At 58.6% G+C, this 20595-nt stretch carries 21 protein-coding genes; 8 read left to right on the forward strand and 13 right to left on the reverse strand.

The window, feature by feature from the left end:
• Window positions 1-197 precede the first annotated feature (197 nt).
• Window positions 198-698, forward strand: coding sequence for a hypothetical protein (locus tag BJ928_RS34875; RefSeq protein WP_047636252.1), 501 nt, complete (start codon window positions 198-200; stop codon window positions 696-698).
• Window positions 699-816: 118 nt separating this feature from the next.
• On the opposite strand, the gene BJ928_RS34880 is transcribed toward BJ928_RS34875, so the two are convergent.
• From BJ928_RS34880 to BJ928_RS34930, 11 genes are all read right to left on the reverse strand, one after another.
• Entirely contained in the window at window positions 817-2274 is a 1458-nt protein-coding gene (locus tag BJ928_RS34880) for an APC family permease (RefSeq protein ID WP_245432733.1), read from the reverse strand.
• A gap of 91 nt (window positions 2275-2365) precedes the next feature.
• Window positions 2366-3517 (reverse strand): LysR substrate-binding domain-containing protein, encoded by a 1152-nt coding sequence (locus BJ928_RS34885; RefSeq protein ID WP_052227988.1) that lies wholly within the window; start codon window positions 3515-3517, stop codon window positions 2366-2368.
• Window positions 3518-3523: 6 nt separating this feature from the next.
• Window positions 3524-4864, reverse strand: coding sequence for a glutamine synthetase family protein (locus BJ928_RS34890; RefSeq protein WP_047636250.1), 1341 nt, complete (start codon window positions 4862-4864; stop codon window positions 3524-3526).
• The gene (locus tag BJ928_RS34895; protein WP_047636249.1) at window positions 4854-5543 is read right to left on the reverse strand and encodes a TetR/AcrR family transcriptional regulator; all 690 of its coding nucleotides are present in this window, start codon (window positions 5541-5543) and stop codon (window positions 4854-4856) included. Before BJ928_RS34895 ends, BJ928_RS34890 begins: the two co-directional genes overlap by 11 nt.
• The gene (locus tag BJ928_RS34900) at window positions 5540-6835 is read right to left on the reverse strand and encodes an alpha/beta fold hydrolase (RefSeq protein ID WP_047636248.1); all 1296 of its coding nucleotides are present in this window, start codon (window positions 6833-6835) and stop codon (window positions 5540-5542) included. The genes BJ928_RS34895 and BJ928_RS34900 overlap by 4 nt, the downstream gene beginning before the upstream one ends.
• Window positions 6836-6840: 5 nt before the next feature.
• Entirely contained in the window at window positions 6841-8151 is a 1311-nt protein-coding gene (locus tag BJ928_RS34905; protein ID WP_047636302.1) for an acyl-CoA dehydrogenase family protein, read from the reverse strand.
• Window positions 8152-8173: 22 nt separating this feature from the next.
• Complete coding sequence (locus tag BJ928_RS34910) at window positions 8174-9226, reverse strand: peptidase M29 (RefSeq protein ID WP_047636247.1); 1053 nt, start codon at window positions 9224-9226, stop codon at window positions 8174-8176.
• Window positions 9227-9449: 223 nt separating this feature from the next.
• Window positions 9450-10085: a flavin reductase family protein gene (locus BJ928_RS34915; protein ID WP_047636246.1), complete on the reverse strand. Its 636-nt coding sequence runs from the start codon at window positions 10083-10085 to the stop codon at window positions 9450-9452.
• A complete protein-coding gene (locus tag BJ928_RS34920; protein ID WP_047636244.1) occupies window positions 10085-11014 on the reverse strand; it encodes a carbon-nitrogen hydrolase family protein in 930 nt (309 codons plus the stop codon). Before BJ928_RS34920 ends, BJ928_RS34915 begins: the two co-directional genes overlap by 1 nt.
• A gap of 4 nt (window positions 11015-11018) precedes the next feature.
• Complete coding sequence (locus BJ928_RS34925; RefSeq protein WP_047636242.1) at window positions 11019-11939, reverse strand: fumarylacetoacetate hydrolase family protein; 921 nt, start codon at window positions 11937-11939, stop codon at window positions 11019-11021.
• 11 nt (window positions 11940-11950) lie between these two features.
• Window positions 11951-13072, reverse strand: coding sequence for a cupin domain-containing protein (locus BJ928_RS34930; protein WP_047636241.1), 1122 nt, complete (start codon window positions 13070-13072; stop codon window positions 11951-11953).
• Between the two features lie 138 nt (window positions 13073-13210).
• On the opposite strand from BJ928_RS34930, the gene BJ928_RS34935 reads away from it, so the two are divergent.
• The gene (locus tag BJ928_RS34935; RefSeq protein ID WP_047636240.1) at window positions 13211-13897 is read left to right on the forward strand and encodes an FCD domain-containing protein; all 687 of its coding nucleotides are present in this window, start codon (window positions 13211-13213) and stop codon (window positions 13895-13897) included.
• 384 nt (window positions 13898-14281) lie between these two features.
• Here BJ928_RS34935 and BJ928_RS34940 read toward each other — a convergent pair whose 3' ends face one another.
• The gene (locus BJ928_RS34940; protein WP_047636239.1) at window positions 14282-14728 is read right to left on the reverse strand and encodes a nuclear transport factor 2 family protein; all 447 of its coding nucleotides are present in this window, start codon (window positions 14726-14728) and stop codon (window positions 14282-14284) included.
• Between the two features lie 497 nt (window positions 14729-15225).
• On the opposite strand from BJ928_RS34940, the gene BJ928_RS34945 reads away from it, so the two are divergent.
• The 4 genes from BJ928_RS34945 (at window position 15226) to BJ928_RS34960 (ending at window position 18368) form a co-directional block, all read left to right on the forward strand.
• Complete coding sequence (locus tag BJ928_RS34945; protein WP_047636301.1) at window positions 15226-16143, forward strand: LysR family transcriptional regulator; 918 nt, start codon at window positions 15226-15228, stop codon at window positions 16141-16143.
• Window positions 16144-16832: 689 nt separating this feature from the next.
• A complete protein-coding gene (locus BJ928_RS34950) occupies window positions 16833-17285 on the forward strand; it encodes a MarR family transcriptional regulator (RefSeq protein ID WP_047636237.1) in 453 nt (150 codons plus the stop codon).
• A 41-nt stretch (window positions 17286-17326) separates the two neighbouring features.
• Window positions 17327-17728: a DUF1398 family protein gene (locus tag BJ928_RS34955; RefSeq protein WP_047636300.1), complete on the forward strand. Its 402-nt coding sequence runs from the start codon at window positions 17327-17329 to the stop codon at window positions 17726-17728.
• Between the two features lie 433 nt (window positions 17729-18161).
• Window positions 18162-18368, forward strand: coding sequence for a hypothetical protein (locus BJ928_RS34960; protein WP_047636235.1), 207 nt, complete (start codon window positions 18162-18164; stop codon window positions 18366-18368).
• A 130-nt stretch (window positions 18369-18498) separates the two neighbouring features.
• Here BJ928_RS34960 and BJ928_RS34965 read toward each other — a convergent pair whose 3' ends face one another.
• Window positions 18499-19287: a hypothetical protein gene (locus BJ928_RS34965; protein WP_120296800.1), complete on the reverse strand. Its 789-nt coding sequence runs from the start codon at window positions 19285-19287 to the stop codon at window positions 18499-18501.
• 499 nt (window positions 19288-19786) lie between these two features.
• Here BJ928_RS34965 and BJ928_RS34975 point away from each other — a divergent pair, with 499 nt between their 5' ends.
• Window positions 19787-19981, forward strand: coding sequence for a type II toxin-antitoxin system VapB family antitoxin (locus tag BJ928_RS34975; protein ID WP_244558009.1), 195 nt, complete (start codon window positions 19787-19789; stop codon window positions 19979-19981).
• Window positions 19978-20394 carry a type II toxin-antitoxin system VapC family toxin gene (locus BJ928_RS34980; RefSeq protein ID WP_052227987.1) on the forward strand — a complete coding sequence of 139 codons (417 nt, stop codon included), beginning with the start codon at window positions 19978-19980 and terminating at the stop codon, window positions 20392-20394. Before BJ928_RS34975 ends, BJ928_RS34980 begins: the two co-directional genes overlap by 4 nt.
• Window positions 20395-20595 lie beyond the last annotated feature (201 nt).

Consider the following 20595-nt stretch of genomic DNA (forward strand, 5'->3'; position numbering starts at 1 on the left):
GACCATCCTCTCCGCAAGCGTGAAAGTGGGGGGTAGATAAGTTACGAAGAACGGATTCGCCTGATTGTCATCGCAATGGCCGGTGGCCGGGCGGCTTCCTCCTATTGGCAACAGCGTCATAGACGGCGGCATCGCAGGCATCAGATGCTAATTCGAGAAGGTTGGCCGCCAGCCGGGTAGCGCCCGATCATTACCGCATGGCGGTCTATACATACGGCACACGGGTAGAAAATGTCGGTCCGACAGGCGTATCACCGCTGTCATCGGATATGACACAGGTCGAAAACACGTCGGGCCCCGCCAACCTGATGACGTTTCCCTGTCAGGGCTATGACAACGACCAGAATACGAGCTTCGACACGATGCTGACGCGGCGAAGCCCGATCATCGCAACGGGTGGCGCCGGCACGACCGGTTCCAACCGCCAGAAGGTGCTTTTCCTGGTCACGGACCGGGTCAGCGACAGCTACAAGCCCAAAACCTGTACCAAGCCGACGACGGTTGGTATGTTCGACACCATGAATGCCTTGTTCTTGAAGGTCATCCGCACGAGCGAAGCACGGGTTCATACGATCGCCTACGGTGGAGCAGACGTCGCGATCCGGAATTACGGTACGTCCCGAACTCGTAACAGCAACGACATTATCGACCTTGCGGCAAAGAAGATCTGTTGCAATCGAACTTTGGGTGTTCGTTGATGATCATTCTCACGAGTCATGGCCTTTCTTAGGAGAGCCCGGCGCCCATGTAGAATTTGGCGCCAGGATATGACGTATGCAATCGCGAGCCATCTGGACAGATGGAGCCTGCCTCTACTTAACTCCGATTGTGTCCCATATTGGCAAAGCGCGCCGGATCGGCGCGTTGCAGACGCATCGCGAGGAAATAGCCGACGATCGCCGCAAGCGGGATCAGTGAGGGCAGGATGATGCCGAGCACGCCGCCGGTCGTACCGGTCAGATCGCCGAAATGCAGGAAGATGTAGACGAACAGAGCTGCCATCACCAATCCTGACGCAAGCGGCAGGATCAGCGTCGTCAACGCCGACGCATTGTGGTCCGTACGGCGAAAGAACGCGATGACGGCGATCGAGGTGACGGTCATCATGCCAAGCACGCCCAGGGTTCCGATCTGGCTGATCCAGGTGAACATGTTCAGGACCGGGTCGAGGCCAAGACCGGCGAAGAATGCCAGGACGATCAATGCTCCGGCGGTCTGCGTCACCGAACCGACATGCGGGCTCTGATGGGTATCATGCGTCCGACCGAATACCTCGGGCAGCAAGCCTTCGCGACCCGCAACATAGCTGTAGCGCGCGATGTAGTTGTGAAAGGCCGAGAGCGCCGCAAACAGGCTGGAAACCAGAAGAATGCCGGCGATATTTGCGACTGTACCGCCGGCATACTGGCCGGCAAGATTAAAGAAGAACGCCGACGGGTCAGATAGTCCCTGGATGGTCGGAATGAGCTTGTCCGCACCGATGCCGACAATCATCAACCAGGTGGTAAAGATGAAGAAGATGCCGATCATCAGCACGGACAGATAGGTGGCCCGCGGGATCGTTCTTTCAGGATCACGCGCCTCCTCGGCATAGATGGTGGTCGCCTCGAAGCCGATGAAGCACCCCATGCAGAAGAGGATCGCCGCCGTCAGCGAGCCAGAAAAAACGACGTTCGCATCGAAGACGTTGAGCGCAAGCCCGCTTGCACCGCCTTTGCCGAGGATCGCGAAATCGACGATCAGCACCACGAGATATTCGAGCGCGACGACGAAGACGAGCACCTTGGCCGACAGGTCGACCTGACGGTAGCCGAGGAAGCCCACCAGCAGGATGGCAAGCAAGCTCCATACCCACCAGGGCAGCACCAGTCCAAACGACCCGAAGATACCGGCGGCAATGCCACCGAATAGGCCAATCAGTCCGAACTGCATGGCGTTATAGGCAACCAAAGCGGTCACCGCGACCGCGCCGGCAACACGGCCGCCAAGGCCGCGCGCCGCGTAGGCATAGAAGGCGCCGGCATTGGTGACATAACGCGACATGGTGACGTAGCCGACGGCAAAGGCTAGCATCACCAGCGTCACGAAGATGAAGGTCGCGGGAATGCCCGCACCGTTGCCGAGCATGAAGGCCAACGGCATGGCGCCGGCAACCCCCGTCAGCGGGGCCGCCGCCGAAATCACCATGAAGGTGACGGCGATCAGCCCGAGCGAGTTCTTACGAAGTTGATTACTTCCGACACCACTCATGTCGATAGCTTCTTCCTGAGCCATATTGTATTCCCCTCTCCCATCTTGCCGCTCTCAGCGGCATCTATTTTGGTATTCTCCTGTCAATTCCCGCATCAATGCGCGCCGTTCCCCCTCAGGCGCGCTTGAACGAGATCCTGCACTTTTCAATGAAATCCTTGGCCAGATCGCTTTGCCGATCTCGACGCTGCGTGACCGCTATAACGGCCCCTTCCGGAAAATCCTCATCCAGCGGTATGGCGCGAATTTCCCGACCGTCGGGTGCGGTTCGGTTCTGCGGCTTCTGCGGCACGATCGAATATCCGAGGCCTTGTGCCACAAGCCCCCTCACCATAGCGAGCGAGGGCGATTGCAGCCGAATGACGGGCTTCGATCCGTTGCGCTGAAACAGCGCCGCGGTCGCACTGCGAACAGAGGGATGATCGAGCAGGATCATCGGTAGCTCGGCAAGGTCGGCAAGGCGAAGGCTGGGCCTTTCCGCCAACGGATGGTCGGAGCTCAAGAGTGCATGCGGCGCCGGCGCGCACAGGAGTTCGCTATCGAGTTCCGGCTCCTCGATCGACCCGAACGTAATCGCAGCCTCAATCTTACCGGCACGCATCTGCTCGATCAAATCATCATGGTCCGCTTCCAAAAGGCGAATGTCGACACCTGGTGTCTGGCCAGCGAAATCGGCAACGAGCGGCGGCACGAATTCCGGTCCGAGGGTCACAAAAAAGCCGACGCGCAACACATTGTCCGGGCTATGCGGCTGATCGTCGTCCGGCGCAATCGGAACGGCGCGCCTGTATCCGCGATTGGCGTAAACAAGCGGCGAACGTTGCCGGGACAGCTCGATCTGCTCGACTTCCCCGATAAGAATGAAGTGTGTCCCCCAGAGCAGAGCCGTCTTCAACTCGCAATCGAGGGATACGATGGCGCCGTCGATGACGGGAGATCCATTCGAGCTGCCATGCCAGCCGATCGCGGCGAACCTGTCATCGCCAAGATGCTTGAGGCGTCCTGAAAAAAGATCCGAAACGAAACTCTGGTTGCCGCTCAGCACATTTGCGCAAAACCGCTTGTTTTTCCGGATCGCCTCGCCGGCGGGGCTCAAATGATGAATGCTGACCAGCAGGGAGGGCCTGTTGGTATCGGCCGAGACAGATGTCATGGATGAGACTGTGACGCCGAAACGGCCTGCCTCGCCATCCGTCGTCACCACGGTCACGGCAGAGGCGACCCTGCTCATGCTCTCAAGGAAAAGGCCACGAAGATCTGTGTCCATATGCGTTCATCCCAAATCGAAGAAGCGCTCCAATTCCACGTCGGGAATCTTGCGACGGAACTCGTTGTGCTGAGTTTCTCGTGTCGAGGCGAAAGCCTCGACAAACCGGGCGCCGAGCCAATCCTTGGCGAAGTCCGAGCCACGCAAGCGTTCGATCGCCTCCGGCATCGATCGAGCGAAATCACGCGCCGGTTGCTGCGCGTAACCATTGCCGATCGTTTCCGCCTCTGGCTCTATCTGCTCCAGGATGCCGGCAATGCCGGCCGCGACCGTTGCTGCGACGGTCAGATAGGGGTTGGTATCGGCGCCGGGCAGCCGATTTTCGACACGCAGCGAGCCGGCGTCATGACCAACGATGCGGAAGCAGGTCGTGCGATTTTCGAAACCCCAACTGAGGCCCGGCGGCGCAAACGTACCGGGCGCAAAGCGGCGATAGGAATTGACCGTCGGCTGGAAGAGCAGCGTCAAGTCGCCGATATACGTCTGCAGCCCGCCGATGAAGTGGCGAAATGTCTGGGACACACCATTCTTCTGTGTGGGATCGTGAAAAACCGCCTGCCCATCGCGATCCTTCAGCGAAATATGCACATGGATCGACTGGCTATCGGCTGCCTCCGTCCAACGCGGCATGAAGGTGACGCATCTTCCCTGTCTTTGCGCCAGCGAACGCAGAAAATTCTTAAGCAGGATAAGCTGATCGGCAGGCTCCAGTCCTTCGCCCGCCGCGATGCAGGCCTCGAGGAAGCCGCCGCCGATCTCCTCATGCATCTTGGCAAGATCGATGCGCAGCGGCTCGCACATGGCGGCGACCGCCTCGTACCACTCGGTCTGCTGAACCTGATAGAGCACCAGATCGTGGCTGTTGTGCTGCGTGGCCGTCTTGAGATTGCGATAGCCCTTGGCGCGCGCGCTTTCCGGCGTTTCATCAAAAAGGGTGTATTCGAGCTCCATGCCGTAGCGCGGCACATATCCGGCAGTGCCGATACGCTCGAGCACACGCTTCAGGATCGAACGCGGGCACAGCTCGGACGTTCCGCCTGAATAGTTGGACAGCACCAAAAGATCGTGACCGGGCTTTGACCATGGCAGGTGGCGAACGGTCGACGGGTCGATGATCAAGGGATCGTCATGGAAATCCGACGTGCCATCGGAGACGCCGGGAATGGTCAGAACCACGTCGGTCGGATCGAGCGCCAGCGTCACGGGGGACATGCCCATGCCGCTTTTCGCGATCCCCTTCAGACTACCGACGGACACCATCTGTCCGCGCAGGAGCCCGTTCGTATCGGTCATTGCGACCGTCGCAAATCGACTGGCCGGATCGGCCAGATAGTCTTCAATCGTCATGTTCCACCTGCTGAAGGGAATGGGCTGTTATCAACGCCTCTAATTTGGCCAGATCCGCCTCTGGCTGGGTCGAATAGGCCTTCAGGAATATCCTGAGACCGTTGTTCAGATACCGTGCTATTCCGCTCCGGCTTGGCGGGCTGTCCGGCATGTAGAGCGCTTGCGTTCGCGGCGCCGAAAGGATCAGGCCCCAGAGGTCCTGGGCCGCCAGTTCTGCATCGTCAAAGACAAGCTCGCCGGCACCGCGGCGCCCTTCCAGATAATCCATGATCCCGCGCAGAAGCCGGTCGGGGCCGGATTCCTGATAGGCGCGACCAATCTCGGGAAAGCGCTGCACTTCGCCAATGATCAGACGTGCCAGCGACAGAAGGTCGGGACGCATGACCGTGTCGGCATAGTCCCACGCAAAGCCATGAAGGTCGGCGACCATTCCCTTGCCGGAAGGATGTTGAAAGAACTCCAGCATCTGATCGCGCTCGCCAATCATCATCGCCGAAAAGAGCGCTTCCTTGGATTCGAAATACTGGTAGAGGGTGGGCTTCGACAGCCCGGCTTCGATGGCGACCATATCCATGGTCGCGCCCGAATAGCCCGTTTCGGCAAACACCTTGAGCGCAGCATCCAGGATACGCCGCTCGCGTATGATCCGGTTCTGCTGGCGACGCGGGAGACTGTTCATTTCAAGAGCTTTCCAAGGAAATCGAGAAGAATGCGGTTATACGCCTCTGGCTGCTCCACGTTGCAGACATGGCCCGCATGCCAAATTGTTTCGTAGCGAATGTCGGGGAGTGGCGCATATTCATGGATGCGTCTTGCAACGCCTCGGATCTCGCTCGGCGTGGCAAGGCGGTCATGTTGCCCCGTCATCATCAGCACGGGCATCGTCAGGCGGGAAAAGTCGAAACGCTCCGGCGGATTGGTAAAACACATCAATGCGTCACGATAGGTCTCAGCCGGCATTGCCGCCATGGAGCGGCACAATTGCTTCCTCACCTCAGCCGACGTACCGGGACCTGCGAGGACCTTCACCACATCGGCGGCAAAATCCGCGGGCGCCAACCCTGCATCGAGCGGCACCTGGCGGCTGACGCGAAAGGCTTCTTGCTCCTCTGGTGAAGCCTCCGACATGCCGGTGCAGCCGCCGGAAAGAACTAGCCCGGCCAGAAGTTCTGGATGGCGCATGGCAAAGGACGTGGCGATCCATGATCCATAGGAGAGGCCGACCAGGACAAGCTTGTCAGCACCCAGAACCTCACGCAGATGCAATATGTCATTGCAATAATCTTCGACTGTCGATGGGCTGGTCCCGAGCGTACTGTCGCCATAGCCACGCAAGTCGAGGGCGGCCGCACGCATGACAGTGCCGGCAGCCTTAAGCTGCGGCAGCCAATTTCCTCGCCCGCCGCCGATACCGTGCAGGAAGAGGCAAAGCGGCCCATCCTGGTGCGGCGTTGCGGTCAGCGCCAACGTGGGCCGCTTACCAAACGACATCTCCTCGAACGTGACCGGCCGGAAAATGGGCGGTCGGGCCGGCGTCGCATCGTGCCGTTGCGCCTTGTGCGAAAGTGCTGCGATACCGGCTTCAAAGATTGCCTTGGTGCCCCGACAAATATCGGACAGGCGCGCCCCATCAGAGGCATCGACCTCGGCGGCCCATTTGATCAGACTGCCACCGGCATCATGGCTGGAAACGATTATGGAGCCGTCATAGTGATCGACACCGGAGATGCCCTCAAGATGCGAGTAGCCAAGCGAACGATCGCTATCGCTGAACCAGGTAAGCTGTTCGCGGTAGAGCGTGTTCTCGCCATGGACGGTGAAGGCGCGGATGAGGCTGCCGCGGGCATCTCGTTCGGCATGGATATCGGCAATGGCCGGATGCCATTGTCCGCAGAAATCGTTGGCAATCGCCCAGACCGCCTCGGGAGAGGCTGGGCATTGCCCGATGATCTCAACCCGTTCGCGCGGCATCGGATTTACCTCACGCCTCCGGCGCCACTCGCGTCGCCGCGCCAAAGCGAGGTCCGGGCGCCGCCCTCGTCGCCGGGAGCGTGATCGAGTTCGTCCATCTCATAAAGCGCGAGCACGCCGAGATAATCCTCCATGATCTCGGAGGTGAAGGGCAGCATCAATGCGCCGCAGCGGCTGTCCCGATACATTCGCTCCAGGGGCAGCGATTTCAGCATCGACTGGCCGCCACAGGTACGAATTGCCATCGACGTCATCTCGGCAGCGCCCTCCATGACGTTGTATTGCGCCGCGTACATGCGCAGCACCTCGCCCTTGCTCGGAAAGCCCTTGGCCTCGCTGAAGGCCTGCCACCACAGCGCACGTATATTGGCAAGGCGCGCATACATCTTGCCGACCGCAATGCGCTTGGTGGCGTACATGCGCCGATCGATCGGCGGCTGGCCGGGAATCTTGCCCTTGAGGTAGTCGACCATGAAATCATAGGCACCCTGGGCCACACCCATATAGGTCGGCGACAGCGTGATCATCATGTGCGGCCAATTGGGCAGCGTCTTGTTGAAGATGCCACGCGGCATCAGGAGATCGTCGGCCTTGACGAAAACATCCTTCAAGATGAGATCGCGGCTGTTGGTGCCGCGCATGCCGAGAGGATCCCATTCGCCCTTGACGGTAAGGCCGGGCGTATCCTTGTGGACGACGAACAGCATCGTGTCCTCATGGCGCGGCTCCTGACCCTCGAAGGTCTCGGTGCAGACGATGGTGTAGTAATCGCAATAACCTGCAAGCGACGCGAATTTCTTAAAGCCGTTGATCATCCAGCCGCCATCGACCTTTCGGCACTGGGTCTGGTTGGGCTTGGAGGTCCAGTTCTGTCCGCCTTCGGAAATCGGCTGCGAGAAGATGGCGCGCTCGGCGATCGCTCGGCGGAATTGCCGTTCGCGAAGCGGCGCAAACGTCGCCTTCTCATCAAGCGTCAGATTCGGCATCTCGAACATGAAACGCGACCAGGCCATGGACGAATTGTGCATGTTGAAGGTCAAGGCGGTGGCACCGCAGTATTTGCCGATCTCGGCACCGACCATGGCGTATTCGAACATCGAAAAGCCCCAGCCGCCGAACTCCTGCGGAATGCAGAGACCAAGGAAGCCTTCTTCGGCCAGGTCCTTGTAGTTTTCGACCGGAAAGGACGCGTCGTCATCGACCGCCTTGGCCCGACCGGCAAAGCGCTCACGGCCGAGTTCGTTCACGCGATTGAGGACATTCTGGACTTCCGGGCGGATGCGCGAGAGGTCGTAATAATCGGCAATTTCGCTCATGCTTCTACTCTCTTCGAAGGCGTCAAAGCGCCAGTTCACCCTGCAGGACGCCGCTCTTGACGACGACTTTTCCATCGAGTTCGATCGTGCAATTGCGCATCGGCAGATCGAAATGGCCGAGCGTATAGCGGCCGGCATATTGGTTCGCGCCGGTAGACCAGAGGAATGAGCCGGCAAGAGCCCGAAACTCGACCGCCTGCATGTCGCGCTTGTCGTACATGGCGGCTGAGACCCAGCGGGCACGCGGATGCATGCCCCAGCCGACATGGCTCATGCCGTAGGCGTTGCGGTCATCCCAGGCCTCCATGTATTCACGGAAATGGATGGCATCGATGCCGTCGCCCTTGATGGCGGTGACGAAGTCGTTTTCGACGGTGAAATCGATACGACTGGTGAGCGTCGTCTTGAAGGTCAGGTTCATGTCGCCGACATCCATGACGATACGGCCGTTGACGGCGTTCTGACCGGGAAAGGCAAGGCAGAGACCACCCGGCCAATGCGCCACATCGCCGGGCTTCGTGCCGAAACCAGGTGTTCCACCACAGGGGGCGCCGCGAAGGTCAATCAACAGATCAGTACCGGCCCCCGAGGTCACCCGCATGCTTTTTGCCGCGCGCAACATCTCGACGCCGAGCGCTACCTTGGCTCCCAGGTCCGCAGTCGGTTCGGTCCGTTCGAGGATTTCCGGATGCTCATTGCAGACGACAAGCAGCCGCGTACTGCCCGATGCCTCGATTTCCGGCCATTCCGGCGCGTGAATGAGCCCCTCAACCGTGCAGTCGACGATGACCTCGACCCGTTTCAGAGCTTCTATGACCGCGCGGTTCTGCTGGATCGCCCAGGAGGTGCCGGTCGACTTCACCGGAACCGGCGCCGTCTGGCGCGGCGTCGGCATCTGGATCATGCAGTATTCGGCTCCCAGATCATGCAGGGCGAGATCCGAGAGATGAATGAGAACCGGCCGGGACTGGGTTTCGGACAGAATGGCCACCTGCGTGCCCCGTCCGATGCCGTTCAACTTGAAGACCCGGCGAAACGAATCCAGCCAGCGACCTTCGACGCGCTCCTGCAGCATCGCGTCATTCCTCCCTTGACGAACCATCAAATTGATGAATTTCTTAACTCCCAAGTTAAGTTTCTTTCGTTTCGATGAGAGTGTCAACGGAATATTTTCGAAAATATCAAATTATTCGACGATTCTTCTGCTGGTTGCGGCGAAGAAGCCGAAACACGAAAAAGATCGGCCTCGGCGCGAGGCCGCGCTAAGGCCGATCGACAAAACAAATCTTGAAGAAAGCTTATTCCGGCTTCGAGCCTGTCCACTCGCTCCATTTCGGGCGAACAAGGCTGAACGTATCGTGGCTGCGTACATAATCGCTGCCATAGGAACGAGCGACAAGATCGAGTCTTGGGGTATCTATGTGCGCGCGTTCGGCGTCGAGCACGCAATCGTCGGCTACATGGACGGCCAGCACGCGGCCGATCACCACCACCTGGCATGGGCCGGTCACGACCGATGACAGCGATACGCATTCGAAGGCCACGGGGCTTTCGGCAATCCGTGGCGGGCGTATGTGGGCCGATGGCGCTGTCACAAGGCCCGCGAGCGACAGTTCATCGATACCGCGGGGGGCATCGACAGCCGTGACGTTCATCGCCTCAACCAGGCGCTCAGGTACGAGATTGATAACGAATTCACCGGTATCGAGAATATTGCGCGCCGTATCCTTAAAGCCTCGCTCCGGATCCGCCATGATGCCGATCGCCACGGTCGGCGGCGACGGCCCCATGACATTGAAGAAGCTAAAGGGCGCCGCATTCAGTCGGCCCTCGGCATCCAGCGTTATCACCCAGGCGATCGGTCGCGGCATCACGGTTGCGGCCAGCAACTTGTAGGTATTCTGGCTGCCGACGTCGTCGAGATCGAACCGCATCAGACCTCGCTGACGGCCGGTTTGGCGCGCGTGTCGACGGATAGGTGAAAGATATCCGGGCGAGCGTAATGGCCGGTGGCATCGAAGTCGAACTTTGCCCGGATGACTTCGTCCAGATCAATGTCGGCGTAAAGGATGGTTTCGCCGGAGAAATCGGGACCTGCCAAAACACGCCCAAGGGGGCCGACGATCGCCGACCCGCCGCGCATCATCACGCGTTCGGGCTCGTCGCCGAGTGCGCTTTCGTGATGAGGGCCATAGGCGGCGCGGGTAATATATTGGCAGGCGGTCAGCACGAAGGTACGCCCCTCCAGTGCGATATGCTGCATCGTCGGAAGCCAGGTGTCGCGATCGTCAGCCGTCGGCGCGCAATAAAGCGACACCCCTTGATGATACATGTGCATTCTAAGGGCCGGCATGTAGTTTTCCCAGCAGATGACCGCGCCGATCACGCCAAGTTCCGTGCGGAACACCGGCATGGTCGAACCGTCACCCAAACCCCAGATCAGCCTTTCACCTGCTGTCGGCATCAGCTTTCTGTGCTTACCGACCAGCCCCTTTGCACCGTCGAGGTAAAGCACCGTGCAATAGAGTGTCGCGCCGTTCCGCTCGATTACGCCGACAACGGCAAACGCGCCGGTCTCGGCAGCAGCCTCGGCGAGAACCGAAACCTCTTCACCATCCAGATCGATCGCGGCCGAATGGTAATGGGCAAACGCCTCGCGCCCTTCGATCTTCCTCATGCCGACCGGCGCACCGAAACTGGCGCCCTTGGGATAGCCGCCGATCAACGCCTCGGGAAAGACGACGAGCCTTGCTCCGTTTGCCGCCGCTTCACGCAGCCGCGCGGCGGTATTAACGGCGGTCGCCAGCGTGTCATCCGGCATGGAGGCCATCTGAACGACCGCGGCCTTGAATGGGTGCACCATGAACTTACTCCGGGGTCGCGTCGACAACAGGATGACGTAGCGAGCCTATTCCCTCAACGCAGGCGACCACAACATCGCCGGGCCACATCCATTCCTGCGGCTCGCGTCCCGCGCCCACGCCCTCGGGCGTGCCCGATGCTATGATGTCTCCCGGCTCAAGGGTGATACCCGCGGATATGTCGCAAATCAGATCATCGACCTTAAAGAGCATGTGACGCGTGTTCGAGCGCTGCTTTTCGACTCCGTTTACGGTCAGCCAGAGATTAAGGGTCTGCGGATCGGGGATTTCGTCTGCAGTGACGATGCAAGGCCCAAATGGCGCGTAGGTGTCCTGCCCCTTTGAAAAGATCCATTGGCCTGCGCGCCGGTTGTCGCGGGCCGACACGTCGATCATGACCGAATAGCCAAAGACATGACGCAGCGCGTCAACCTTGGCGACGCGCCTTGCCGTCGTCCCGATGATAACGGCAAGCTCGACCTCCCAATCCAGCTGCTGGGTAATCCTGCCATTGTGCTCGATGGCCCCCCCCGGCCCGATGACCGTCGTCGGGGGCTTGGAGAAGATGACCGGCTGCTTGGGCAGGTCCCTGGCCGTATCGAGCGACTTTGCGCTTTCGGCGACATGCTCGACATAGTTCAGTCCGATACCGAAGATGTTCTTGCGTGGCCTCGGGATCGGAGCAAGCAACTTCACATTGGCTAGCGCCATCGCAGTGCCTGCCGAAAACTGCCCGTTGGCCGCGGCCAGACAGGCTTCCAGCATCTCCACGCCGGGTCGACCGCTATCGATCAACCCGAGCATCGTGTCTGGCAGGTCTTGGCCCCGAGACGTGGCCAATGACGCAACATCCACCACCAGATCGTCGACGATTACGCCCAGCCGCGCCGCGGCCTCGACGGACGCACGATAAGTCACAAGTCTCATATCATTCTTCCCTAGAGAAGCGGCTGGAAGCCGCCATTGTCGCCAAACGCCTGCTCCCGGTAGAGGCCAAGCGCGCGCATCACGGGCAGATCCGACAGGCAAAAGAGGCACGCATCGTCCCGATCCGAGCCATTCACATGTTCGTGCCAGGCCCAGGACGGGACGCAGAAGATATCGTGCTCCTGCCAATCGTAGCGCTTGCCGTTGATGATGGAATATCCGTTGCCCTTGGCGACATGATAGAGGCCGCTGCCGGTGTGACGATGCGCCTTGGTATGTTCGCCCGGGCGCAGCATTTGCATGCTCGCACCCATGGTTTGCATGACCGGGCCGTTGGTGACGGGATTGACATAGTCCATCAGCACGCCGTCGAACGGTGAACCGTCCGTACAATCCGCATACTTCACCAGGGATTCATAGGTGGGCGCCCACTCGTATTTGAACATCGGGCTGTAACCCTTGTTCCAGACCTGCCCGGCTGGCATCAATCCGGGATTGCCCCAGCTTTTGGTCATGTCGTCGACGGCAAAACCGACCGCCTGCGAAAGGTCGGGATGCACTTCGTAGAAATTCGCCTCCATCGCATTGACGAAGGGTATATCCAGGCCGTCCTGCCAGATACAGGGCGAGCCTGTAGCCTCGACGCCGTGCTCATGCCAGGTGCCATTCGGCGTCAGCACGAAATCATTCGCGCCCAACGTCATCTTGTGACCGTCGACGACCGTGTAGGCGCCGCTCCCCTCCATGATGAACCGGATGGCGGATGCGGAGTGACGATGGGCGCTCGCGACCTCGCCGGGGTTCATCACCTGAAGCCCGGCGTAGAGCCAACCCACGGCTGCCGCGACATCGCTGCGACCCGGATTGTTGAGATAGATCACGCGGCGGCCAGCCTTTTCCGGTGTTACGAGCTGCACGGATCGGAAAACATGCTCGCGAAGGTCTTTGTAGCGCCAAACGACCGGCACGGACTGGGATTTCGGCTCCCACGGCTCGATTTTATTCGCCACCGTCCAGAGCGCACCCGCGCTGAAGCGTTCGAGATCGCCATAATATGCCAGGAGCTCGGGCGTATCCTCGACATTGGCCCGCCCGACGACGTCCTCCCTGTGGTTCTCATGCGCTTTGGTCATCGAACCTTCCTCCTCGCTATCTGTTGATCGCCAGCATGGGTGAGGATATTTGCGAAAGCAACAAATATTTTCGAAAATATTTAGAATTGCCGATAAAGACCAAGATGCGCTACTGTTGCCCAAAACAAAGGACACAGCATGACACTTGCCGAAAAGGCCTACGCCGCTCTACGTCACGACATCATCCGAGGCGAGCTCGCTCCGGGGCGGCCTTTGCGGCTATCGGACCTGAGCGAGCGCTACGATATGGGTTTTTCGCCCCTCAGAGAGGCCTTGAACCGTTTGCAAGCAGAGCGGCTGGTAACGGCCGAATCCCTACGCGGCTTTCGCGTGGCGCCGCTTTCGCTTGCGGAACTGCACGATGCCGTAAACGTGCGCATCAAGATTGAAACCGACGCCCTGCGCGCCTCGATCAAACTCGGCACCGACGATTGGGCCGCAGGCATTGTTTCAGCGCTCTATGCGCTCAATCTGCAGGTCGGTCGAACGGGACCCGACGCCGATATCTGGACGCTTGAAGCACGCCATTATGCCTTTCATCGCGCCCTTCTGTCTGCCTGCGATTCACCTTGGACGCTCGAATTCTTCGAGCGCCTCTATGCGGCGACGGAACGTTATCGCATCCCTGTGCTGCTGGCTTCGGCGCAGCCGGCGGGACGCAATGTTCAGGCGGAACACAGCGTCCTTGCCGAAGCGGTCCTGGCGCGCGACACCGACAAAGCAACCGCTTTGCTGGAAGAGCATTATCGCAAGACGGTTGCTTATCTCTCGGAATTCGTTCGACAGAATAGATCTGATCTACATGTTGCTGGCGCGGCTGGATAAGCGGCCGACATACATCCTCTGGGAACCACTCCTCGTCCGTCAGCAATTCGATGCATCGATACCAACGCTGTATGGTATGATCATAACTATCCTTAGACGATTTCACATCGATATCGATATTCACGTCAATCGATAAACAAACATATTGGATCTCACATCCTATCCACCCTAGCTTGGCGTTGAGACGCGTGCGCGGACAGGCGATCCCTCGCAGCTATATCCAAGGCAGGGACAGGGAAAAAGAGGCAGCGCCTTTGTGCGCTGCAAGCAATGCTGCGCCGAGCGCGGTGTCTGGGCGCGCGTTGGCGATCCGTCCGAAGAGTTGGTTTTTGCGCTCGGGACGTCAGGATCAGTCCGGCCCGCAACCCCGGGCCAGCCCGTCCTCTACGACACGCTGGCGCTGAGAGCCACCGCGTGGCTATCCTCATGCAATCGATAGCGAATGATCCTGCCATCGCGAACCGTGAACTCGATGACGAACGACGACTCCACGACCTTGCCGGTCGACCGGATCGCAGAGGTCAGTTCGCCAACTATGACCGCCATCATGTCATCCGCCAAAATCCGCTTTACCTCATACTGGCGCGGCTCGACGCCACGGGCGAGTTCAGGGAAAAACGCGCGCACGGATTCTCTGGTCCGACGCTTGCCAGCCCATGGCACCAGGGCAGGATCGCCCGGAATGTGCCAATCCACATCCTCGGCGAAGAGATCGGCGATTGCCTCACTCGTTTCAGGCACGTCGGGGGAACCCCAAAAAGCGCCGACCCTTTCAAGATATTGTTCAGCCACTTGGCGCGGCGAGAGGAAAGATACCGTAACATTCGACATTGTGTTCTCCGTTTGGGCCGGCTGCGGCCGATTGAGCTATCTGGCCCGGGGATCAGTTCAGGACGACAGAAAGCGGTGTGACGACACAAGCTGGCCGCCTCGGGTCGGGTGTTTCGAAACCGGAAAACCCGCGCCTGGCGAAGACATCACGATCGGCCCCGTGAACCAGCAAAGCCTGGATGGGCACATCGGAATTCCCGATCGTAGCAATTTTGGTCACACCTAGTTTCACGGCCCCGATAGCTGGCTGATTGCCGTCTCCGTGTCTGCGCCCTCTGTATGAAGCGTCTCGATACATCCAAAAAGCCTATATTATTCGATAGCATCCATCGTGAAACCAGATGATCAGATGAGACGATCACCGTCTCCAATGCGGCAGATAATTAGTTGCTTGTGCTTACCGGGATTGGCGGTGATGTCGAAAATGGAAGGTGGACATGACAGATACATCGGCCTCACCTATGTTATTGAAGGATATCCATCCGCCGGGACGATATATGATTGAATCCATTACCCTTGATCAGATGCGAACGCTCGTGGCAGCCGTGGACGAGGGCAGTTTTTCCGCGGCTGGGCGCAAGATCGGGCGGGCACAGTCCGTCGTCAGCCAAACGATAGCGGGGCTGGAAACCCAGTTGAAACTAGTGCTGTTCGAGCGCGTCGGCCGCTATCCTGTGCCGACCGAAGCGGGAGCAGCGCTCGCAAGCGAAGCAAGGGCGGTACTGAGGCAAGCCGGTCAGTTCAAGGCCCGTGCGAGGGATCTTGCAAGCGGCATCGAGCCTGAACTTGCCATCGCCATTGATGCCACTTTCCCGATCCAGATCTTCACGTCGGCCATAACCGATTTCGAGGTAAGCTTTCCCGACACGCAGCTTCGGGTCTATGTCGAAAGCCTTGGCGCTGTCATCCAGCCCGTGCTCGAAAGGCGCTACTCCCTTGCCATATCTGGCGTCGTGCCGTTGTTCTCGCAGGAACTAGATCTGGAGCGCCTTCACAGCTTCAACCTGATCATGGTCGTAGCGCCATCACATCCACTCGCGCAGTTGAAGGCGCCCGTCCTGCGGGAGCAGCTTTCCGGCCATGTCCAACTGGTGCTCACCGACAGATCCAGCATGTCACAGGGCCGACAGTTTGGCGTCGTCGCTCAGAAGACATGGCTGCTTGCCGACCTGGGTGCAAAGCACGCCTTTCTCCTGGCAGGGCTCGGCTGGGGTGGCATGCCAGCCTGGATGGTCGAAGCAGACATCGCCTCGGGAAGGCTCGTTGAATTGGATGTGGAGCCAGCGGTATGGCAGGGCACCAAGCTCACAACAGCCTATGCATTGCATCGACGTGACACGCCGCCTGGCCCAGCGGGGCGTTGGCTCATTAATCGCATCCGCGCACATGCGCTCAGGTACCCGAACCTCGGCTGAACGCGACAGCCACGTCATCGCTACCATTCAGCGCGCTTTAGTTTAGAGCCGGAGACGATTTTGTGTGTCCTTCACCTAATGCGTCGACGCCCGGCGTCGGTCGATCCGATTGTAATTTCGATTTCCTCTGATCGAGGTTTTATTTTAGGAGGTCGGTCATCCACATCGATTACTCGAGATCACCAGGCCGCGACCGGCGGACTAATGGGATCTCGATCGAAGAACCGACAGACGGCAACGATCTTGTCTTCGGTCACGACGACAAAATCGGTGCTTGCATAGACCGGGGACCCTCCGAGCGGTTCTGCAACCCATTGGACACCGCCGCTATATTGGATGGCGCCTCATCATTCCACGGAGATCACCATGCGGGGCGAGGGCTACCGGCTTTGCGAAAAGGCTGGAGCGGCGCTTGAATCCAACGATACGTCGAGCCAGTGATGGGAGCAATTTCTCATGTCGCTTGACACCCCGAAGAGCAGTCCTCTTGAACTATAGCTGTTGAGCTGAGGGAGGATTTTGAGATGGTCGGGAATGCGCCGAGCCGAAACAAAATACCGCCCTGCGGATTTGGGTAGCGGAAGCGATAGCTCCGCAACCGACAGCGCTCTACCTCGCGACTCTCGAATGCACTGTTGACTAGGAAACCTTTCTGAATTAGTTTCCAAGTCAACAATGTTGGAGCACCAATGGCGACCATCTCGAAACTGACCGATCATACAGGGTACTGGATGCGAATGGTGTCCAACGCGGTCTCGCAGGAATTTGCCCGAAAGGTATCGGGGGAAGATGTGACCGTCGCGGAGTGGTCGTTCATGCGGGCGCTCTATGATTCAGAACCGATGGCCCCGTCAGCTCTTGCCGAGAAGATGGGCATGACCAAGGGGGCGATCAGCAAGCTTGCGGAGAGGCTGGTGGCCAAGGGACTGGTTGTGCGAGAGGAAAGCCAGAAAGACAAGCGCGCGCACAAGCTTTCCATGACAACGGAGGGCCGGGCTAAGATCCCGGCTCTGGCAGCGCTTGCCGATGAGAATGATGCAGAATTCTTCGATCTATTGACGAAGGAAGAACACGAAGCCCTCGACCGGATTCTAAAGGCTCTCGCCGAACGATGTGAGATTAAAGCAATCCCGGTGGACTAAACCTCACCTCAGCTTGCAACATAAATATGGAAGGAACCGCCATGGACGCGGAACACAGCTCTATTGCTCAAACCTGTCTGCATGCCGCCCACAACGGAAACCTGACCTTTCCGGAAATTGTCGGTAAACTGATTGCAGCCGGCTTTGAAGGCTACACGGTGGATTATCGTCGGAACTCACAAACTTACTACTTGCCTGATGGTGACAGCATCATGCTGGATATGCAGCCACCCTCGGGAAGAGTCGCCTCTGAATTCGATGCCGATGAGATCGAGCGTCTGGTGCGATGGGCTCAAGCGAACCTCGCGGATTATAGCTATGTTGCCTTCTGCGAGGGGGTGAAAGCGGCTGGGTGCGCGGGATACATCGTCTCATTTTCGGGCCGCCGCGTGGTCTACATAGGTCGCACTGCCGAGACCCATGTCGAACACTTCCCGAACTGACGGGAGCCCAACCACGACGCGCTCCGAACGACTGATCGGCACCCTCATCCCGACCACCTGCAGGCAGCTTGGTGTCGTCTTGACACAGGCGCTTGCCACGGCTGGCGCGTCTATCTCAAAGCGTTGACGCGAAGCGCCGCCCTTCGGCAGGAGATTGGCCATCTATCGAAAACAAAGGAGAGAGGAAGGCCGTTCCATCTGACGCCTGGATCAATGTTCATGATGCGGGCAAGTCTACAAGGCTGAAAGAAGCTGGCGATCGGACAGCTCGGGACACATGCAACAAGCCGACTTCCCGGCGACCGTCGGCCCGGACGGACACGATCTACGACAGCTGTCGTATTGTGCAGGCCCTGTAAACGAGTGATGGCTGGCAAATCTACGATCCACCGGCCGTTTCACGCGCTAGGCGGCGCGCGGCGGGAGGCTAACAATGAAGCAGGCACGGAAGCATCGCGGGATGACGGCCGGTCCGTTCGGCTGTTCGATGCGGGAGGGATCGTCACTGCAGCATACGAGCTCGCGGCTGGTGACTGGTGCCACGGGGACTACGGGTAGCGCGGCGATCTTGCGGCTCGGCATGAAGATGACCGCCAACCAGACGCCGCGCAACGCCATCATCGGCCGGAACGGCTTGTGATAGCGATCACCCACCTACTTGCAGCACCGGCAAGGTCTATGCCTTGCTCTTGATGGGAATCGAACCGACAACCCTGTATTGCGAAAGGGCGCCACAACCAAGTCCGCAATGATCAACCTCGAGATTTCGCCTAACGACTGATATCCGGTAGTGAAATCTCAACGAAGCCGCCACGTGCGCACTTACCCCAAATTCCTGCCATCGAAGTCGGACTGCGGCGATTGAGTGTATACTCGCAGGCTACAGATTTTCCAGATGACTGACTGCTGATTTCCCTCCAGATAAGTTGCTCCTTACCGTTGACGCGGCCTCTTATTATGTTGGTCGTGCCCGAGCGTGGCCACTTCATCGTAGCTTCAAAGGTGTTATAATCCCCAAGCGAGACGTTCGCTATCTGAAACGGAGAAATCGCTCTTCCGCTTCGGATCGATCCGAAGAAGCCGGCCTTTAATCTCTCGGCGAGCGCTCGATTTTTTGATTCCGCCTCATCGGACGCTTTGGTCCCGTTGGGAGGTTCCATGTCTGCGGCGAGAGCTGCTCTGAACATCGAAGCCGCATGCCTGCACATCGCGTCGGAAATTTTTCCGTGTTGATTTAAGTCATTTAACTGCTTTTGAGCATCTCGCTCAGAGGCTTTCTGGAGATCGTACGAAAGCCTATAACGCGAACCGTAAGTGAGAATACCAACGGCTATCCGGTTCTCCCAAGCTTCATGGTGCCGCTGATGTTGGCCGTCGCATTTTTGAACCAGCACCAAATTCGCGGCATAGTAGGCAAGCTGTGTCGCAGCGTCGACCGGGCCGCTTCTATTCGAACCCGGATTGTTCTCGAACAGATATGTCTTGTATGCCTCAGTTGCCTGGGCGATGGCGCAAGGCTGGGAAAGTAGTCCTGCGATCAAAATAGCCTTTTTTATCAAGTGAAGCCTCGATTCTTGAGTAGACCTCGACTGCAACCGAGAATATGCGCGTATTCCGTAAATTGACATGTCCTGGTCGGCACTTTTCACAGGTTGAATATCTGCTGGGGGATCACGGTTTTAACACCGTGTCGCTGGCAGTCTGCTGGCCACACCTTCGACGTTGCCGCTTCCATAAGCTGGCCGACGCCAGTCCCGCAGCCATTGCCACCGGGCCGCTGCACTTGGCTGTAACGCCACTTTAAAAATCACGGCCCGCAGCCCACAAATTTGGATCTGTAATGATGTGAAGGGATTAGGACCCGCGACCAGAATGGTGTGAACGCCTAGGGTCGATGGCGCCGGAATTGGGCACAGGGTCAGAAACAGACATGAATCTAGTCTCAGTCACGTATGGACAAAAGTCGTCCATACGTATATACAGCTATTGTCATGACAACAAGGGTGTCACATGCTCAGTATCCGAGATTCGGAAGTTCGCATCTTGGCGGAAACCGTTATGCGCAAACGTGGCGCCTCCAACCTGACCGCGGCTATCAAGCTTGCGTTGCAGCACGAGATTGAGCGGGCTGACGAAGCTGTGCCCTTGAAACAGCACGTCGCAGAGATCCGTGCACGAGCACTTGCCAAGGCAAAGCTCCCACCTGCCCCACCCTTAACGAAAGAGGAACGTGACGCACTGTGGGGTCAATGATGTTCATCGAGACCTCTGCCTTCGTCGCCATCCTTGCCGGAGAGCCGGAAGCCGATATCTACTTGGACGCTCTCGATGGCGCCGCACAGCGGCAAACTGGCGCGCATGTCCGGCTTGAGGCGACCATCAATCTGGCGCGTATTCTTGGGCTAGAGGTCCTCGATGCCCAAGAGATGTTTGACGCTTTTCTTCAAGCGGCCAAAATTACCGTGATTCCAATCACCGATGCCATCGCCCGGCGCGCGGTGGAAGCCTTCGCTGTATACGGCAAGGGAAAGGGCCATCCCGCCCAACTCAACTTCGCCGACTGCCTATCCTATGCTTGCGCGGATACTCTCAAGATGCCGATCCTGTTCAAAGGGCGTGACTTTGTAGAAACGAATCTCAAGAGCGCTCTATCCAGCGAGAGCTGAGCCGCTTCCATCGAGCAACCGTTCAACTTATACCGAGTGAACGTGCCCGGGGAGCCGCAGCGCCGCCAACATTCGCTACAACACCAACGGCCTAAAGGTTCGGAACGTAAGCGCGATTTTCCATGCGCATTGACGGCCTGACCGGTGAACCGCCCTCGGATCTGTAGTGATTATTCCGGCTCTGTTAGGCGGCGGCAGAGG

The organism is Rhizobium sp. WW_1 (assembly GCF_003610155.1).
GTDB classification, from domain to species: Bacteria; Pseudomonadota; Alphaproteobacteria; order Rhizobiales; family Rhizobiaceae; genus Rhizobium; species Rhizobium tropici_A.

What these genes read in the sequence shown, in the direction of transcription:
- BJ928_RS34930 (WP_047636241.1), bottom strand. Translation starts at nt 13,072, where the DNA reads ATGACCAAAGCGCATGAGAACCACAGGGAGGACGTCGTCGGGCGGGCC.
- BJ928_RS34910 (WP_047636247.1), bottom strand. Translation starts at nt 9,226, where the DNA reads ATGCTGCAGGAGCGCGTCGAAGGTCGCTGGCTGGATTCGTTTCGCCGG.
- BJ928_RS34890 (WP_047636250.1), bottom strand. Translation starts at nt 4,864, where the DNA reads ATGACGATTGAAGACTATCTGGCCGATCCGGCCAGTCGATTTGCGACG.
- BJ928_RS34905 (WP_047636302.1), bottom strand. Translation starts at nt 8,151, where the DNA reads ATGAGCGAAATTGCCGATTATTACGACCTCTCGCGCATCCGCCCGGAA.
- BJ928_RS34945 (WP_047636301.1), top strand. Translation starts at nt 15,226, where the DNA reads ATGATTGAATCCATTACCCTTGATCAGATGCGAACGCTCGTGGCAGCC.
- BJ928_RS34900 (WP_047636248.1), bottom strand. Translation starts at nt 6,835, where the DNA reads ATGCCGCGCGAACGGGTTGAGATCATCGGGCAATGCCCAGCCTCTCCC.
- BJ928_RS34950 (WP_047636237.1), top strand. Translation starts at nt 16,833, where the DNA reads ATGGCGACCATCTCGAAACTGACCGATCATACAGGGTACTGGATGCGA.
- BJ928_RS34880 (WP_245432733.1), bottom strand. Translation starts at nt 2,274, where the DNA reads ATGGCTCAGGAAGAAGCTATCGACATGAGTGGTGTCGGAAGTAATCAA.
- BJ928_RS34895 (WP_047636249.1), bottom strand. Translation starts at nt 5,543, where the DNA reads ATGAACAGTCTCCCGCGTCGCCAGCAGAACCGGATCATACGCGAGCGG.
- BJ928_RS34960 (WP_047636235.1), top strand. Translation starts at nt 18,162, where the DNA reads ATGAAGCAGGCACGGAAGCATCGCGGGATGACGGCCGGTCCGTTCGGC.
- BJ928_RS34935 (WP_047636240.1), top strand. Translation starts at nt 13,211, where the DNA reads ATGACACTTGCCGAAAAGGCCTACGCCGCTCTACGTCACGACATCATC.
- BJ928_RS34885 (WP_052227988.1), bottom strand. Translation starts at nt 3,517, where the DNA reads ATGGACACAGATCTTCGTGGCCTTTTCCTTGAGAGCATGAGCAGGGTC.
- BJ928_RS34955 (WP_047636300.1), top strand. Translation starts at nt 17,327, where the DNA reads ATGGACGCGGAACACAGCTCTATTGCTCAAACCTGTCTGCATGCCGCC.
- BJ928_RS34920 (WP_047636244.1), bottom strand. Translation starts at nt 11,014, where the DNA reads ATGGTGCACCCATTCAAGGCCGCGGTCGTTCAGATGGCCTCCATGCCG.
- BJ928_RS34940 (WP_047636239.1), bottom strand. Translation starts at nt 14,728, where the DNA reads ATGTCGAATGTTACGGTATCTTTCCTCTCGCCGCGCCAAGTGGCTGAA.
- BJ928_RS34975 (WP_244558009.1), top strand. Translation starts at nt 19,787, where the DNA reads ATGCGCAAACGTGGCGCCTCCAACCTGACCGCGGCTATCAAGCTTGCG.
- BJ928_RS34925 (WP_047636242.1), bottom strand. Translation starts at nt 11,939, where the DNA reads ATGAGACTTGTGACTTATCGTGCGTCCGTCGAGGCCGCGGCGCGGCTG.
- BJ928_RS34980 (WP_052227987.1), top strand. Translation starts at nt 19,978, where the DNA reads ATGATGTTCATCGAGACCTCTGCCTTCGTCGCCATCCTTGCCGGAGAG.
- BJ928_RS34875 (WP_047636252.1), top strand. Translation starts at nt 198, where the DNA reads ATGGCGGTCTATACATACGGCACACGGGTAGAAAATGTCGGTCCGACA.
- BJ928_RS34915 (WP_047636246.1), bottom strand. Translation starts at nt 10,085, where the DNA reads ATGCGGTTCGATCTCGACGACGTCGGCAGCCAGAATACCTACAAGTTG.